General features: G+C 58.9%; 19 protein-coding genes and 1 pseudogene. 5 read left to right on the top strand and 15 right to left on the bottom strand.

Annotated elements, in window-relative coordinates; translation table 11 throughout:
• Positions 1–77 precede the first annotated feature (77 nt).
• On the top strand, positions 78–983 hold the full coding sequence (locus ACQZ63_RS25990) for a LysR substrate-binding domain-containing protein (RefSeq protein WP_173998388.1): 906 nt from the start codon (positions 78–80) through the stop codon (positions 981–983).
• 209 nt (positions 984–1192) lie between these two features.
• On the opposite strand, the gene ACQZ63_RS25995 is transcribed toward ACQZ63_RS25990, so the two are convergent.
• Positions 1193–2092, bottom strand: coding sequence for a LysR family transcriptional regulator (locus tag ACQZ63_RS25995; protein ID WP_173998386.1), 900 nt, complete (start codon positions 2090–2092; stop codon positions 1193–1195).
• Between the two features lie 190 nt (positions 2093–2282).
• Between ACQZ63_RS25995 and ACQZ63_RS26000 the strand changes: the two genes are divergently transcribed.
• From ACQZ63_RS26000 to ACQZ63_RS26010, 3 genes are all read left to right on the top strand, one after another.
• Complete coding sequence (locus tag ACQZ63_RS26000; protein ID WP_173998384.1) at positions 2283–3566, top strand: serine hydrolase domain-containing protein; 1284 nt, start codon at positions 2283–2285, stop codon at positions 3564–3566.
• A 33-nt stretch (positions 3567–3599) separates the two neighbouring features.
• Entirely contained in the window at positions 3600–4481 is an 882-nt protein-coding gene (locus ACQZ63_RS26005) for an NmrA family NAD(P)-binding protein (protein ID WP_173998382.1), read from the top strand.
• 74 nt (positions 4482–4555) lie between these two features.
• Positions 4556–5386, top strand: coding sequence for an aldo/keto reductase (locus ACQZ63_RS26010; protein ID WP_173998380.1), 831 nt, complete (start codon positions 4556–4558; stop codon positions 5384–5386).
• Between the two features lie 203 nt (positions 5387–5589).
• On the opposite strand, the gene ACQZ63_RS26015 is transcribed toward ACQZ63_RS26010, so the two are convergent.
• The 8 genes and pseudogenes from ACQZ63_RS26015 to ACQZ63_RS26050 form a co-directional block, all read right to left on the bottom strand.
• Positions 5590–5883 (bottom strand): type II toxin-antitoxin system RelE/ParE family toxin, encoded by a 294-nt coding sequence (locus ACQZ63_RS26015; RefSeq protein WP_081308669.1) that lies wholly within the window; start codon positions 5881–5883, stop codon positions 5590–5592.
• Positions 5883–6086, bottom strand: a pseudogene (locus tag ACQZ63_RS26020) (ribbon-helix-helix domain-containing protein); the annotation flags it as partial. The gene ACQZ63_RS26015 and the pseudogene ACQZ63_RS26020, both read right to left, overlap by 1 nt.
• A gap of 46 nt (positions 6087–6132) precedes the next feature.
• Positions 6133–6522: a RidA family protein gene (locus ACQZ63_RS26025; protein ID WP_013637179.1), complete on the bottom strand. Its 390-nt coding sequence runs from the start codon at positions 6520–6522 to the stop codon at positions 6133–6135.
• 241 nt (positions 6523–6763) lie between these two features.
• On the bottom strand, positions 6764–7522 hold the full coding sequence (locus tag ACQZ63_RS26030; protein WP_173998378.1) for an alpha/beta fold hydrolase: 759 nt from the start codon (positions 7520–7522) through the stop codon (positions 6764–6766).
• Positions 7523–7629: 107 nt separating this feature from the next.
• Positions 7630–8364, bottom strand: coding sequence for a L,D-transpeptidase (locus ACQZ63_RS26035; protein ID WP_153793619.1), 735 nt, complete (start codon positions 8362–8364; stop codon positions 7630–7632).
• The gene (locus tag ACQZ63_RS26040) at positions 8361–8891 is read right to left on the bottom strand and encodes a VOC family protein (protein WP_080850527.1); all 531 of its coding nucleotides are present in this window, start codon (positions 8889–8891) and stop codon (positions 8361–8363) included. The genes ACQZ63_RS26035 and ACQZ63_RS26040 overlap by 4 nt, the downstream gene beginning before the upstream one ends.
• A gap of 65 nt (positions 8892–8956) precedes the next feature.
• Complete coding sequence (locus tag ACQZ63_RS26045; protein ID WP_173998376.1) at positions 8957–9805, bottom strand: alpha/beta fold hydrolase; 849 nt, start codon at positions 9803–9805, stop codon at positions 8957–8959.
• 40 nt (positions 9806–9845) lie between these two features.
• Positions 9846–10670, bottom strand: a complete 825-nt coding sequence (locus tag ACQZ63_RS26050; protein WP_080850531.1) for an oxidoreductase — start codon at positions 10668–10670, stop codon at positions 9846–9848.
• Between the two features lie 108 nt (positions 10671–10778).
• On the opposite strand from ACQZ63_RS26050, the gene ACQZ63_RS26055 reads away from it, so the two are divergent.
• The gene (locus ACQZ63_RS26055; protein WP_173998374.1) at positions 10779–11642 is read left to right on the top strand and encodes a LysR substrate-binding domain-containing protein; all 864 of its coding nucleotides are present in this window, start codon (positions 10779–10781) and stop codon (positions 11640–11642) included.
• A gap of 67 nt (positions 11643–11709) precedes the next feature.
• Here ACQZ63_RS26055 and ACQZ63_RS26060 read toward each other — a convergent pair whose 3' ends face one another.
• From ACQZ63_RS26060 to ACQZ63_RS26085, 6 genes are all read right to left on the bottom strand, one after another.
• Entirely contained in the window at positions 11710–12021 is a 312-nt protein-coding gene (locus tag ACQZ63_RS26060; RefSeq protein WP_410118134.1) for a chorismate mutase, read from the bottom strand.
• Positions 12022–12047: 26 nt separating this feature from the next.
• Positions 12048–12632 carry a DUF308 domain-containing protein gene (locus ACQZ63_RS26065; RefSeq protein ID WP_173998372.1) on the bottom strand — a complete coding sequence of 195 codons (585 nt, stop codon included), beginning with the start codon at positions 12630–12632 and terminating at the stop codon, positions 12048–12050.
• A gap of 51 nt (positions 12633–12683) precedes the next feature.
• Entirely contained in the window at positions 12684–13013 is a 330-nt protein-coding gene (locus ACQZ63_RS26070) for a hypothetical protein (protein WP_173998370.1), read from the bottom strand.
• A 34-nt stretch (positions 13014–13047) separates the two neighbouring features.
• Entirely contained in the window at positions 13048–13824 is a 777-nt protein-coding gene (locus ACQZ63_RS26075) for a molybdopterin-binding protein (protein WP_013637168.1), read from the bottom strand.
• On the bottom strand, positions 13821–14675 hold the full coding sequence (locus tag ACQZ63_RS26080) for a cytochrome b/b6 domain-containing protein (RefSeq protein WP_041694735.1): 855 nt from the start codon (positions 14673–14675) through the stop codon (positions 13821–13823). Before ACQZ63_RS26080 ends, ACQZ63_RS26075 begins: the two co-directional genes overlap by 4 nt.
• A gap of 108 nt (positions 14676–14783) precedes the next feature.
• Positions 14784–15410, bottom strand: coding sequence for a hypothetical protein (locus tag ACQZ63_RS26085; protein WP_003519160.1), 627 nt, complete (start codon positions 15408–15410; stop codon positions 14784–14786).
• Positions 15411–15437 lie beyond the last annotated feature (27 nt).

The following is a 15437-nucleotide window of genomic DNA, read 5'->3' on the forward strand; positions in this document are numbered from 1 at the left end:
AGTGATCATGTCAGCTGGAGAGATATTTGAGAAATTTACTTGTTGGATTTTAGATATTCACGTGCGATTACATCTGGATGAAATACGATCTGAACCTTCTGCCCGTCTTCCTTGCTCTCATGGAGGAGCGGAGCGTCACCCGCGCTGCCAGCCGTCTTGGCATCACGCAGCCTGCGCTGTCGAATTCGCTTAATCGGCTTCGCGACATGCTGAAAGATCCGCTGTTCATCCGCGAGCGCTACGGCATTAGACCGACACAGCTTGCCGAGGAGATTGCGCCGACGATCGAGGCCGCATTGGCGCAGCTCGACGATCTCATCGTCCATCAGCAGGATTTCGATCCGGCAAGCGCGGAGCGGCTGTTCCTGATCGCTCCGAACAGCTACGTCGAACTGGTGTTGATGCCAGCGCTGGTGGCAAGGCTGCGAGAGCAAGCTCCGGGGATCAAACTTCGCATGACCCCATTCGGCAACGATCTGGCGGATACTGGCGTGATCTCAGGGACGACTGCAATAGTGCTGGGCAGGGTCATCGATCCGCCTGACAACCTGGTCGTCCAGCATCTGATGGACGACGGCCTTGCCTGTATCGTCCGTCGCGACCATCCGGACGTCGGCGCCAGCCTGACGCGAGACCTTTACGAGAGCCTGAAACACGTCAACGTCCTACCGCCAGGCCGAATTCGCGCAGGCGTGTTCCAGGCCTTAGGGCAACAGAACCTCAAGCGCGACGTTGCCGTCTCCGTCACGCATTTCCTGTCAGTTCCCGAGATGGTCGCGGTCACTGACTACTGCGCAACCCTTCCCCGGCTGATCTGTCGCAGCCTCGAGCGCGATCCTCGGCTCAAGGTCGTTGAAGCACCTGTCGACCTCGGAACGTTCCCGGTCGAGATGGCTTGGCACGTGCGCTATCGCCACGATCCAGCACATCGATGGCTCAGGGGCGTCGTCAGCGAACTCGCCAAAGACCTGGTAGTGACATAGAAAGCGACGCTGCGTTTCACTAAAGAGCGCGATAGCGTTCACCTTGAACGGAATCGAACCGTAAGCACTGTTCGTTGGGAACAGCATTGCGGCACGATCCCAACTGGTGCGCGGATTTGACCCGTCATCGGGGACCGATATACTCCCCTTCGACTCTTACGGCCAGTATGCAACACCAATCGTGCGAAGCGGCAAGAATGCACCCCGCGCTATGTCACCGCGATTCGTTGAACAAAATCCAGAAAAGCCCGCACCTTGGCCGGCGGCATGTGGCGTGACGGATGATAGGCGTAAAGTGGAAACCGCTCGCCCGACCATTCCGTGAGGATCGTCGTGAGCGCCCCGCTCTCAAGCCACTCGTCGAGGCCGATGGCAAAACTCTGGAATATGCCTTGCCCTGCGAGACAGGCCGCGACCGCAGCGGAGGGATCGTCCATGACCAACCGCCCGGCCACCTTGATCTCGATGGCGCCGTTATCCCCCTGGAATTCCCAGGTGAACGGTCGCCCGGTCTGCGGGTCGCGAAAGAGAATACAATCGTGGCGCATCAGGTCGTGGGGCGTGACTGGAACTCCGTGACGGTCGAGATAGCATGGGGCGGCACAGGTCAGCACCGGTACGTCCAGCAGTTTGCGCGCGATCAGCGAGGATTCGTCCGGCGGGCCAAAACGCACGGCGACATCAGCGCCGCTCATCATCTCTTCGCGGTAGTTGCTGGTGGTCAGATCGAGCGTCAGGGCGGGATAGAGCGCTAGAAACTCACCGATCCTCGGCGCCAGCACCATGCGCGCGAACCAGGGATCGATCGAAACCCTGATCCGCCCACCGACGAACGCCGCCGAACCAGCGGCTTCGGAGGCCGCCTCCTCCAGCCCGGCCAGCAACGGCATTATCCTGGCATGGAAGCGGACGCCCTCTTCCGTCAGCGTAACCTTACGCGGGCTGCGGTCGAACAACCTGACGCCGACGCGTTGCTCGAGTCGCGCTATCGCACGACTTACCCCCGATGGCGTGAGGCCGAGAACATCCGCGGCCCGCACGAAATTGCCCGCCTCCATCACCGCCCCGAAAACGCCGACCCCGGTCAGCAGCCGCGTGTCGAAACTCATGCACCTCTCCGCCGCAAGGTCGGTCTTCGCCGACCGTCTTGTCATGATGATTTGAAGTCATCTTATCCTTGATTTTAATGCGCGTGAATCATCTTTCTTCATCCCGTAAATAGTTACTTAGCGCCCGCGCGGCGCCAGCGGCATGCCGGAACCGTGGAAATCTCCGGCCTTGCAGAGAAGGACTTCATCCATGAATGCGATCTCACGCAGAAGCCTGTTGGCGCGCGGCGGCCTCTTGCTGGCAGCCGGTACAGTCGCTGCAAATACGCCGGCTCATGCGCTGACAGCCAAACCGCAAGCGCGGTCCGGAAATTTCAAACCGATCGACATGGCGATGGAGCAGGCCGTTCGGGACGGAACCGTGGCAGGGATCGTTGCCACAGCCGCGGGACCGGACGGCATGATCTACGAAGGGACCTTCGGAAAGGCCAATACAGTGACCGGAGCGACAATGCGCGCCGATACGGTGTTCTGGCTGTTATCGATGACGAAGGCCTTCACCGCCACGGCCTGCATGCAACTCATCGAGCAGGGTAAGATTGATCCCGAGGACGATGCGGCGAAACATTTGCCGGAACTCGCCAATCCGATGGTGTTGGAGGGTTTCGACGGCGATGGCCAGCCGCGCCTGCGCCCGGCCAAGCGGGCCATCAAGGTGCGGCACCTGCTCACCCACACCTCCGGCTATACCTATTCGATCTGGAGCGATGCGCTGACCCGCTATCAGCAGGTTACAGGAATGCCGGACATAGCGACCTGCAAAAACGGTGGGTTCCTGGCACCGCTCGAGTTCGATCCCGGCGATCGCTGGCAATACGGCATCAGCATGGACTGGATCGGAAAGCTGGTGGAGGCGGTCAGCGACCAGTCGCTGGAGGTCTATTTCCGCGAAAACATCTTCGTTCCGCTCGGCATGACCGATTCAGGCTTCCTGATCGGCAGCAAGCAGAAGGCCAGGGTCGCCACCTTCCACAAGAGGAACGCGGACGGCGGACTGACGCCCGCGCCCTTTGAGATGCCACAACGGCCGGAATTCTTCCTGGGCGGCGGCGGCGCCTTCAGCACGCCACGCGACTACATGGCCTTCCTGCGGATGCTGTTGAACGGCGGCTCCCATAAGGGCGTGCGCGTGCTGAAGCCGGAAACGGTCGCGTCGATGATGCGAAACCAAATCGGCGACCTCGACGTGCGCGCCATGACGACGGCCCAACCCGCCTATTCGCAGAGCTTCGACCAGTTTCCCGGTGAACCCCACAAATGGGGATACTCGTTCGACATCAATACGCTGCCCGGTCCGAACGGTCGGTCGGTCGGCAGCATTTCCTGGGCTGGCCTGCTCAACTGCTATTTCTGGCTCGACCCGGCCCGGCAGGTGACCGGCGCCATCTTCACCCAGCTTCTCCCATTCTACGACGAAAAGGTCGTGCAGCTCTACGGCACATTCGAGCGCAGTCTCTACGACGGCCTCGCCTGATCCATTCCCAACCTGAACACCAGGAGACATATCATGTATGCGATTACAGGAATTACCGGCAAGGTCGGCGGCGCGCTTGCGAACGCCCTGATCGAAGCCGGAGAACCGGTCCGCGCGGTGCTGCGCGATCCCGCCAAGGCGGAAATCTGGTGCAAGCGCGGTTGCGAAATCGCCTTTGCCGACATGGGCGACGCAACAAAGCTCGCCAACGCGTTCAAGGGCGCCAAGGGCGTCTTCATCCTACCGCCGTCGGAGTTCGATCCGGCGCCCGGCTATCCGGAAGCGGCAAAGCAGAATGAGGCGCTGACGACCGCTCTCCTTGCTGCCCGCCCGGAAAGGGTCGTCTGCCTCTCGACCATCGGCGCCGACGCGGAAGTCGACAATTTGTTGAGCCAGAGGACGATGCTGGAAAAAGCCCTCGGCGACCTCGATCTTCACGTCACCTTCCTGCGGCCTGGCTGGTTCATGGAAAATGCGGTCTGGGACGTGGTCGCGGCGCGCGACGAAGGCGTGCTCCACAGCTTCCTCCAGCCTGCCGACAAGACCTTCGCCATGGTGTCGACGCAGGATATCGGCGAGCTTGCTGCAGATCTTATTCGCGAGCAATGGATCGGCAAGCGGGTGGTGGAACTGGAAGGCCCGGCACGGGTCTCCCCCAACGATCTCGCCAATGCCTTCGCGATAGTGCTCGGGCATCCGGTACGGGTGGAGATCGTCCCGCGGGAACGCTGGGACGGCCTATTCCGTGCCCAGGGTACGCGTCACCCGCAGCCGCGCATGCGTATGCTCGACGGTTTCAACGAAGGCTGGATCGACTTCAAAGCCGACGGCGGAAACCGTGTCAGGGGCAAGACGTCGCTTGCGCAGGTGATCGAAGCGCTGGTCCGGCAAGCAGCGGCGAGCGAGACCGCGTGAACGCGCCGGGAGAACGGGCGGGGGACGGCTTCTGCCTCTGCCGTCGCGTCCCTCGCAACTCGAAAGGTTTGATCATGGAAACGATTGAGACTCACGGTGTCGCTATACCCCGGTTAGGACTGGGGACTTTCAGGATGCCGGGCGATGCCGCCCGACCGGTGATCGAAAGTGCGCTTGAACTCGGCTTTCGCCACGTCGATACCGCCGCCATGTATGACAATGAAGCCTCCGTCGGCGCGGCGCTCACGGCCTCCGGCATAAACCGCGCTGACCTCTTCGTCACCACCAAGGTCTGGCACGACAAGCTCTCCCCCGATGCCCTGCGACGGTCCTTCGATACGAGCCTCGGCAAGCTTCGCCTCGACCATATCGATCTCTTCCTCGTGCATTGGCCAGCAGCGAACATGAACATGAGCGCAACGCTGGACGCGATCACCAAACTGAAGGAGGAAGGGCTGGCGCGGGCCATCGGCGTCTGCAACTTCAACCTGCCCATGATCCGGCATGCGGTCGAGGATATCGGCACCCCCATCGCCGTTCATCAAGTGGAATATCATCCGTTCCTGTCGCAGACGCCGATGCTGGACTACCTTCGCCGCAAGGGTATTCCGATGACCGCCTATGCGCCGCTTGCGCAAGGCCGGGCGGCAAAGGATCCCGTTCTCGCTAGGATCGGTGAGAAGCACAGCGCCACCGCAGCCCAGATCGCCATAGCCTGGCTTCTGGATCAGGAAAACGTCATCGCTATCCCCAAAGCCGCTCGCCCCTCCAGCCAGCGAGCCAATCTCGATGCGCTCAATATTCACCTCGACGAGGAGGACCGCGCGGCTATCGCGGCTCTGCCGAAGGACGTGCGCTACGTTGATCCACCTTTTGCTCCACACTGGGAGGCTGCAACGCTCTGAAATGGGGGGTCCTTAATCTCGGGCTACGCAGGATACCTCTCGATCTAGCCGAGCAACGTGCGCTGGTTGGAGCCAAGACTATTGGCAGGAACAACCGAAATGGGGCGCGCATAGCTGCCTAAGCCTTCGCAGATTGTAATGCTGTCGCCTTGATGAGATTCGCACTTACGACCAATATGTTATAAATTCGGCGAAGTGGTTGGTTAGAAAGAATCTCCCGCCCAATCTTCATGGCTGTGCCGTATGCGGATGACGAATACGCTCCCGTCTTCAGTGATGCGGTACACGACAGGGTGAGCCTTGAAAGGATGGATCCTGACAGGAGGATAAATCTCATGGCGTTCGCGTGCCATTCTTGGGTTGGTGGCGATGAGTTCGAGCAAGGCAAAAAGCTCATCGTGATATTGTCTGGCGACTAGTGCTCCGAAGATGCGGATGCCTTCTTCCGCAATGGAAATAATATCCTCTTCCGCTTGGACAGATAGGCTAAATGGCATTAAGCGCGTCCGCGGCTGATGTCAGCTCGAGAAGTGGCTAAAGCAAACAACTCTTCCGTTGAACGGCTCCCAACTCCGCTTCTGATTCCGTCGTCGACAAATCGCTGCATCTCGGCAATCTTATCCGTACGCGCTTGGTCTCTGCGGATCAGGTCCCGGACATAATCGCTCGCATTCGAGTACCGACCTGTCTTTGCTTGTGCTTATATGCTCAGCGTGGAGGGGTTCGTTCGCGACAAATAGGTTCCATCATCGCTTTACGGCAACACATTTCACCTCAGCGAGGAGCCCCTGGTGCGCGAGCTCAGAGACACCTATCCGGGTCCACGCATAGGTTCCCTTCGGAAACACCTCGTTTTTGACAGTCCGGAACACGTCCATGTGCTTGGACATTTCGACGTGATAGCTTGTCATTTCCACGATGTCATCGAACGTGCATTGAGCGGCTTCGAGGACAATTCGTAAATTGTCCCACATAGCTCTGAATTGCTCTGAAGGATCGCGAATAATATTGAGATCCTTGGTCCGCCCAACTTGGCCGACGACGTAGATTGTGTCTCCGACTTTAACCGCGGGAGCATAGCCGGCTCGGCTGACGATCTCCTGCATCTCGTCGGGTATAATGATCTCTCGATCCATAGTGGTCCTCGCAATCTTTGCTGGTTGCTAGCGGCACTGATACAAGCGTCGCGAAGTTTTAAGCACCGTTGGATGAAAAAGTACAAACGCCAGCGATGTCGGACAGTCCTTGACTTCGCCCGCCGGCACGGCTCTTTCCCGGGCGCCGGTACGTGTCTCAAAAATGCTGCATCACGTCCCGGACGTGACGCAGCTAGCAAGTTGATCGAGACACGCGCCTTTTGCATAATGCATGCCGCCGCTATTTGGCAGCTTTGGCTGCTTCCTCGATAACCTTTGCGACTGCAGCCGCCTGAGAGATGTAAATAGCGTGGCTGCCCTCTACCTCTGTCACCGTTGAACCGGCACGCTTGTACATCCAGCGCTCCAGGTCGGGGTTTATCGTCATATCGTCCTTCGCTACAATTGCGTAGCTGGGCTTCTCGTGCCAAGCTGCGGCCGAAACCGGTGTATCGGTGGCGACGACGGCGACAGGCATTTGCGACCGGGCCATGAACTCGGCTTGATCCTTGGGCAGATCTGCCCCGAAATCCGCAGCGAACTTTGACCGGTCTATAAGAAGGAACCCATCCTTCGACGGCTTAATATCCTTGGTGGGTGACGGCATAGACTGGAGCAATTGTGCTGTGCTTTCACCTTTTTCAGGTTGGAGCGCTGCGACATAAACAAGTGCCTTGACATTAGGATCATCACCTGCTGCCGTGATGATCGTGCCTCCGTAGCTGTGACCGACGAGAACGACATCTCCGTCCTGCTGATCGACCACGCGCATCGTGGCTGCAATGTCCTGGTCGAGGCTTGTCAGTGGCTGCTGGACAATGCTGACATTGTAGCCGTCGCGGGTCAGGATGTCATAAACGCCGCGCCAGCCCGAACCATCCACGAGCGCGCCATGGACAAGGACGATGTTGCGCGCGTCCGCTAAGGCTGGGGCTGTTACGGCTACGGAAGACAAAAGCGCGGCAACGAGGCAAACGGCCACTTTACTGAAGTTCGACATGGTCGGTAGTTCCTTGAGTTTTGTGCGTGGATTAACTGAGGCTTTGAAATCGCCTGAAGGACATGTCTCTCCTCTATCCAGGGAGAGACGGTGGTGATAGCTTGCGCTTACTGCTTGACGACAATTGGCGCCTTGATCGGCACACGCTCATAGAGGTCGATAATGTCCTGGTTGAGCAGGCGCACACAGCCTGACGAAACGGCCTTGCCAATCGAGCGCCATTGCGGATTGCCGTGCAGACGATAGAGCGTGTCCCGGCCGCCGGCGAAGATGTAGAGCGCTCGCGCACCGAGCGGATTTTTCAGGCCCGGCTCCATGCCACCATTCTCGATCGAATACTTCGCCAGTTCCGGCTGACGCGCGACCATCTCGTTCGGCGGCTTCCAGCGGGGCCATTTCTGACGCCACTTAATGACGCCGTTGCCCTGCCAGGCAAAGCCCTCGCGGCCGATGCCAACACCATAGCGCATCGCGGTCCCACCCGGCTGGACGAGATAGAGGAAGCGGGAGGGGGTGTCGACGACGATGGTGCCGGGCGCCTCGCCAGTTGGGTCGAGGACCTGCTGGCGATAGTAGCGCGAATCAATCTGTTTGTAGGGAACCGCCGGGATCAGAAAGCCGCCATCCTCGATAGGACCGTACATGACAGCCAATTCGGCATCTGTCGGTACAGCTGCGATGTGGACAGGGCCGATCGGATCCGGGAGCGGCGTCGACTGTCGCCCCACCATCCAACCGGTGCCAGCGGTGGAGGCGCACCCCGCCAGAGCGGAGGCCGCAGCCATCGCCGAAAGCGACAGGAGGCTGCGGCGGGATAACGTGGTATCGAAGCTCACGCTCATTTCTCGTCCTGCCACCTGCGCAGATCCGTTTGGTCATGATAGGCCATGCGATCGGGCGTTGTGATAAACTCAATCATCGTGCCCCACGGCGTGCGGCAATAGCAGACCTTGTTTCCGTCCCCTTTTTCGGTTGCGTACGGAATAGCGCGTGGCGCCGTAAGGGGGGTTCCGCCGGCCTTCTCAAAGCGCTCTACCGATGCGTCGATGTCGTCGGTATAGACACCAAAATGGGTAATGCCGAAGTCGCTCGGTGTAACCGGTTGCGCTTGCTTGGGACCGTGCATTTCGAAGAGCTCGATGTCAGGCCCGGTACCGATCTTGACCATCGCCTGCGCACGCACGACCGTTCCGGGGTAAGCACCAGTGGCCCGCTCGAACTCGGGTCCCTGCCTGGCCGGATCCTGCGGCCCGAACGATTGGTAGATCACCTGGCCGCCAAAAGCTTCCACCAGGAACGATTTTGCTGCCTCGATATCGGGCACTGTGATGCCGATGTGATTGACGCCGCGAATTTGAGGTGCAGTCATGACAGTTTTCCTTTCTCGTTGAATCGATGAACGTGTTAGGGCTCAATTTGCCCGGATCACAGAGTTCACTTGGCCTTGAGGAAATCGATGAGAGCAGCGGCCACTTCACCCGGGCGCTCGTCCGCCACATAGTGACTACAGCGGGCAATCGAGCCGCCCGTAACATCTGTGGCGAACTCATTGAGCATCGGGACCATATGAGCACCGAAACGCTGCTCCCCGCCGAGACCTAAAACCGGAATCCGGAGCGGTCGCTTCTTGTATTCCAGCGCGGCCGCATGGTCGGCGGTCAGTGTGCGGTACCATTCCATGCCACCGCGCGTGCGACCAGGGAGGGCCATGGCTTTCGCATAGATGTCGATGTCTTCAGGATTAAAGGTGCTGTGATCGTAAAACCGCTCCGCCATGAAGGCCGAAACATAGTCATATTCGCGGCCATAAATCAGGCGTTCCGGCAGATTCCGATTGGCATGGAACGCGAAGTGCCAGATCTTTGCCGTCGTCGCCTCCCACTGGCTCCAGCCAGGAAGCGGAACATCGAGGACAGCAAGGTGAGTAACCGAATCTCGATAGATAGCGGCCAGCGGCAATGCGACCATTCCGCCAATGTCATGGCCACACACGGCATAGCGATTATGCCCAAGGGCGAGCATTACTTCGTGCGCGTCGCGCGCCATCGTCGCCTTGTCATAGCCGTCAAGCGGGCAGTCGGAAAAACCCGCACCGCGCAGATCTATCGCCACCACGCTAAAATGTTCGACCAGCAGCGGCATGACGTGGTGCCATTCCCACCAGGTTTCCGGCCAACCGTGAAGCAGAAGGATCGGCGGGCCGGAGCCTCCCGTTACGGCATTGATCTTGATGCCATTGACCCGCACCAGCTGCTGGGCAAACCCTTCCAATGTTGGGATCATAACTCTTTCCCGTCGATGTTGATGTTAAAGAACGATCAGCTCAGGGCTGATCGAAATCGGTCGCGATCGAGATGTCGCGCCAGGTTTCGACATCACGGCGAAACGAAGCCAACTTCCGCTCAGCGATCGAATGCGCGACCGGGCCGAGCGGCAGATGAAGCGGAGCCTCATCCGCATCGACCGCCTTCAGGATCGCTGCAACCGCCTTGTCGGGATCGCCTGCCTGGTTGCCGTTATTGGTTTCGCGATAATGCCTGCGCGAACTTGCGGCGTATTCCGGCATCTCTTTGGCCGCCATCGTGATCGAACGTCCAAGGAAGTCGGTCCGAAATGGCCCAGGCTCGACGATCAGCACTCGGATGCCGAACGGCTTCAGCTCGCCGGAGAGTGCTTCGGAAACCCCTTCAACCGCAAACTTGGCTGCATTGTAATATGCTGCGCCGCCACTGCCCGCGATCCCTGCGCCAGAAGACATGTTGACGATCACTCCGCCCGAACGTCGCAGTGCAGGCAAGGCTGCCCTGGTGGTTTCGATAAGACCGAAAACGTTCACCTCGAACATCGGTCGATATTCTTCGGGCGTGCCCTCCTCGAGCGCCCCAAACAGTCCGTAGCCGGCATTGTTCACCAGCACGTCAAAACCCCCAAATGTCTCGACGGCCTTTGCGACCGCGGTATTTGCCGCCGCCGCATCTGTCACGTCGAGCGGCAAGGTGATCATACGGCCGTCGAATGGCCGAGCCATGTCTTCGATCGAGTTGACGTTTCGGGCAGTAGCGACAACCTGATCGCCCCGCTGTGCTGCAGCGACCGCGAGCCGTTGTCCAAAGCCGCTCGAGCAGCCTGTGATGAACCAAGTTCTCATGACGTTTCTCCGCTTGTTTTCGAAATTTGACTTGAATCTAGATGTTTAGATTTGTACTTGAAGTGACAGTTTTGTATTTTCAATATTCATTTTTGTTAGGGCTTGGCCGTGGAATGGAGTGACGTGAAAATCTTCCTTGCGGTTGCGCGATCCGGAACGCTCGGCGGCGCTGCACGTGCTCTTCACACAAGCCATCCCACCGTCGGCAGACGGCTGCGTGCCCTTGAGGAGGCGATCGGCCACACGCTCTTCCAGCGGACCGCGGACGGTCTCGTGCTGACCGAGGAGGGCCATGGGATCATCGCCCTGGCCGAGCAGATGGAAGAAGGCGCGCTTGCCATGGAGCGCCGGCTCGCCGGGCAGGAGCAAAATCTCAAAGGCAATCTGCGCATCTCATCAGCAGACTGGTTCGGGGCTTATGTCCTGCCTCCCATTTTGGCAGAATTCTCGAAAGCCTACCCCAATGTAGACGTCGAAATCCTGACCGGCACTCGCCTGTTCAACCTCGCCCAAAGGGAGGCCGACGTCGCCTTTCGCATCGTTCCGTTCGACACTGCAGATGTCATTCAACGGCGGCTCTTCAGGCTCGAATACGACGTCTACATCGCCGAGGAGTCGCCTGACCCTAAATATGGCGACGGGACAGGTTTCCGGCTGATCACCCACGATACTTCGACAGGGCAATTCCCCGACATAGCCTGGCTCGCCGAGAGTTTCCCGAACGCGAGACCCGTGCTGCGATCAAACAACCGAAACGTCCAGGCACGAATGTGCAAGCAGGGCGTTGGGATCGCCGTCCTGCCCCGCGTCGTGGGCAATCAGATCCCGGGTATCCGCAGACTGGAACTACCTAAGCCCCCGCCGGCGCGAGACATCTGGATGGGATATCACCGGGACCTGCGACGTCTTCAGCGTCTTCGGGCGTTTATCGCGACCGTCTCGGACCACCTCACAAAAACCGCTGCATGGTAAGCCGCCCAAAGAAGATCGATTTTCCACTCCGATCCACGGCTGCGGTAGCACAGGCGCGACAGACAACTTACTTCTTGGCCGCAATCTCCCTATGCCGCTCCACCACAGCACCCACGATCATTGTCATCAGCCGTTCGACAAAGTGCCCACTGAGGCCAACATCACTAGCGATGCTCATCAGTCGATCCAATTGGCGTCGCTCTCGCTCATTATCGATTGCCGGCAACGCCTGCTTAGCCTTCAAATGGCCGACTTGCTCGGTACAGCGAAAGCGTTCGGCCAGGATATAGAGGAGAGCTGAATCCAGGTTGTCGATGGTCCTCCGATAGGAAGCAAGTTGCCCTGCCGCATCATCTGTCATCATTTGAATATCTTCCAAGCGGTTTCATTGGCGCGAGGTAGCGCTTACGAGATGGGTTGCGTACTGCGACGCGACAGGGCGATCGACAGCCAAATTGCCGAAACCAGAAAGTAGAATGCCCCGACGCCAGCGTAGCCCGCAACCGTTGAGATAGAAGGTTCCTGCGGCATTTGCGCTTGAAAGATGAAGAGTGCACCGACCAAAGAGGATTGGCCACCGCTCAAAATCATCGCCCACTGCCCTCCACTCGTTATCCAACGCCTCACGGCAGTTCCAAGCTGCAACAGCCCCGAAAAAATCGCCCATAGACCGAAAGCGCCGAGAACCCAGTTCATGTTCATTGTCAACGCCAGGATCACGGCTATCGTCATAACCGAGCTCGCTGCGACGTTGATCGCTTGGCTCCGGTTGGCGGCAAGACCACCGCTCCTTGCGGCATCGATAACGTTCGCGATTGCATCCCAAGCGGGATAGATGATCAGCAGTGCGGCAGCCACCGCAAAGGAATGTCGTCCGGCAGTCAACGCAGCCGCGACCCACAGCACTGAGAAGGCCGCCCTGGTAAAGTAATACTGCTTGAGCCACTGGTCGTTGCCGCGCGGGGCACGGGAGGTCTGGTTGTGCGACATTGTTTTCTTCCACTTTCTGAACTGGTTGATTGATGGTTTGCGCTAGCGTCGTCAGATGAAGACGACATGCTTGCCGAAGAGGGTGTTCTCGTCCCATTCAGTACGGTCGATCCGATCGCTTTCGCCGGAGAGTTTCCCGGCTGACATCTCGGAACTATCGAGGTCATGCGAGCCGCCTTGAGAGGAAACCTTTGCCCCGCCGCCGTGGGAACCCTTGATGCGCGCACTTTTCTCGAAGGCATCGCTGATCGCCTCTTGGTGCCTCGCCGCCCATCGGCCGTCAGGATCCGAGAGGATCGAACTGGTTTGGTTGATTTCGACCTGTCGTGAAGGTGCAATTGCTGAAATCGGCATCACTTTCTGGACATTGCGTCGGCTCATGGATTGTTTTCCTGTGGTTTGCCATTTGTTGGCCTTAGATGCCGGCGTACCATTCGTAGCCGCGATCTTCCCAATAGCCGCCGTTCCCGCCCCACAGGCCGGCGAAGCTGTCGACCAGTTCGATGCGCATGATGTACTTGGCCTGTTTGTACCCCAGTTGCCGCTCGACCCTGAGACGCAAGGGCGCGCCGTGACCAACGCTAAGGTCCTCGCCGTTCATCTCGTAGGCGAGGATGGTTTGCGGATGAACCGCGTCGATGAGATCAATGCTCTCGTAATAGCGGCCGCTTCCGTCGAGCGTCTTTTCGAGCTCGTCGGCACAATGCAGGACGACATATCGCGCCGTCGGCTTGACGCCGGTAAGGCGCAACAGATGGGCGAGCGGAACGCCTCTCCACTTGGCGATGGCGCTCCAGCCTTCGACGCAGTCATGGCGGGTGATCTGGGTGCGGGAGGGAAGCGCCTTCAGATCTATGAGCGAAATCTCTCGAGGCCGATCAACAAGACCGTCGATCTTCAGTCGCCAGTTTGTGAAGTGACCTTCCAACAGTTCCGCATATTCATCGCTGTCGGGAGCACTCGTTCCATTGACACGGAAGGAGGGGGAAATGTCCTTTTCGTCAAACTCGCGCGCCAGTGAATCGCGCCCCTGAAGCAGTCTCTGGGCTTTCATGGTCAGATGCTCAGCTGAGCGAAGGACGTTTGCGACGTCTGCGTTCTGGTCCAAGAGGTCGCAACCCGAGAGAGTAAGGGCGCTGGCCCCGAGCGTGCCGCCGATGAGAAAGCGGCGTCGGGTGAAAAGCTTGCTCATGATTTCTGGCCTTTCTCCTGGATCGCATAGCGTCCGGTGATCATCGAGCGGATGTTGTTCCAGGTCCCGGAAAGGACCACCATTGCCACGTGCACGATGACGAAGATGACAAGCGCCGACGCTGTGATGAAATGGATCGTGCGCGCGGACTGGCGTCCGCCGAAAATATCGACAAGGGACGGCAGAGCGGCATCGACGCCCGGCGACATTGTCAAACCTGTCAGCACCATCAGCGGCAGCAGAACGACAATGACCGCCAGATAGGTGAGCTTTTGAAGCGCGTTGTAGTGTTTGGCCTTCTCCCCTTCCGGAAAGCGGAGCCGAGCGTGGTCGAGGATTTCGCGGCCGAGGTGGCGCGGCGAGATCTCATGGGGCTTTGGCGCGAGATCTTTGCGGAAATGTCCGCTCAGCACGCTGAAGCAGAGATAGACAATGCCGTTGATCACAAACAGCCAGGCGAAGAAGAAATGCCAGCGACGTCCGGCCGCAAGATCCTGGAATGAAGGGATGGTTGCCCAGGAGGGAAAAGCGCGTGAGACTTGTTCGCCGTCAGCCTGAGAAACGCCAAGCACGCCCGTCGTGGGGATCTCCAGCCCGGCAATACGAACGAAACCGCGCGGCTGACCACCGCCATCATCTGAGCCGATTGTCAGGATGGCGGGATCGCCGTTCGCGCCATAATGACCCCAATAAAGCTCCGGGTGGGCATTGAAGATCTGAAGCCCGCTCAAAAGAAGGAAGCCCAGGCAAAGCACGTTCAGCCAGTGCGTAAGCCGAGTCACAACGGAGTGGCGGCGGATAAAGATCGTCCGAGGGTATTGAACATTGTCATTGGAAGCGTCTGCGCTCATCTCAGCGTCTTTCATCTGTGCATTAGCGGCTGCACACCAAGCAGCGTCGATCTGTAGTCACGGGCCGAAGCAGTAAGGCGGCTGCTCCGGCCAGTGACGGCGTGGTCTTCACATGGGTGGAACCACGCCATTCTTGCCGACGACCACCTGATGGGCGATGGGGCCTGTTGCAGTCTTTTCGGCGGTGATGAAGACAACGGCGCCAGGAACGAGATCATCCTTGGTGGCCGCGGCGATGGTCACGACCGGTGTCCCATCCGGAATGGCGATCTTCTTTTCCTTGCCATGATAGGTCACGGTGACAGTCCGGCCATCGACGCCTTTAACGGCATCCGCGACCGTCGCATTGGTCATGCTGCTGTCGGGCTTCAGATCCCAACCGTAGCTCCCCTCGCCTGTGCCTTTCATTGCCGGCGGAAAAATGAGGACCTCAAGCGCGCCATCGCCGCCGTCGGCCTTTGGCAATGATGCGATACCCACAAAATCGCCCGGCTTGATGTCGGTGACCTTTGCGTTGGCAACGCTGGCGACTTTCCAGTCGTTGGCAAGGGCCACGTCGACAGTCTCGCCTTCGCGGGTCTTCACCTTGAGCGTTGACGCCTGGTAGTCGACGATGCTGCCGCGGACATGGATCGGCGCGGCTTTCTTATCTTCGGCAGATGCGGGTGCCGAAAGGACAGTTACAGCAAGGATGGTGGTCAGCCCGAGGGCCAAGGCTGGGAAAGTATTTCTCATTTTTATCTTCCTACTAGTTGGTAGTTT

It is taken from the genome of Agrobacterium sp. CG160-95, assembly GCF_053521725.1.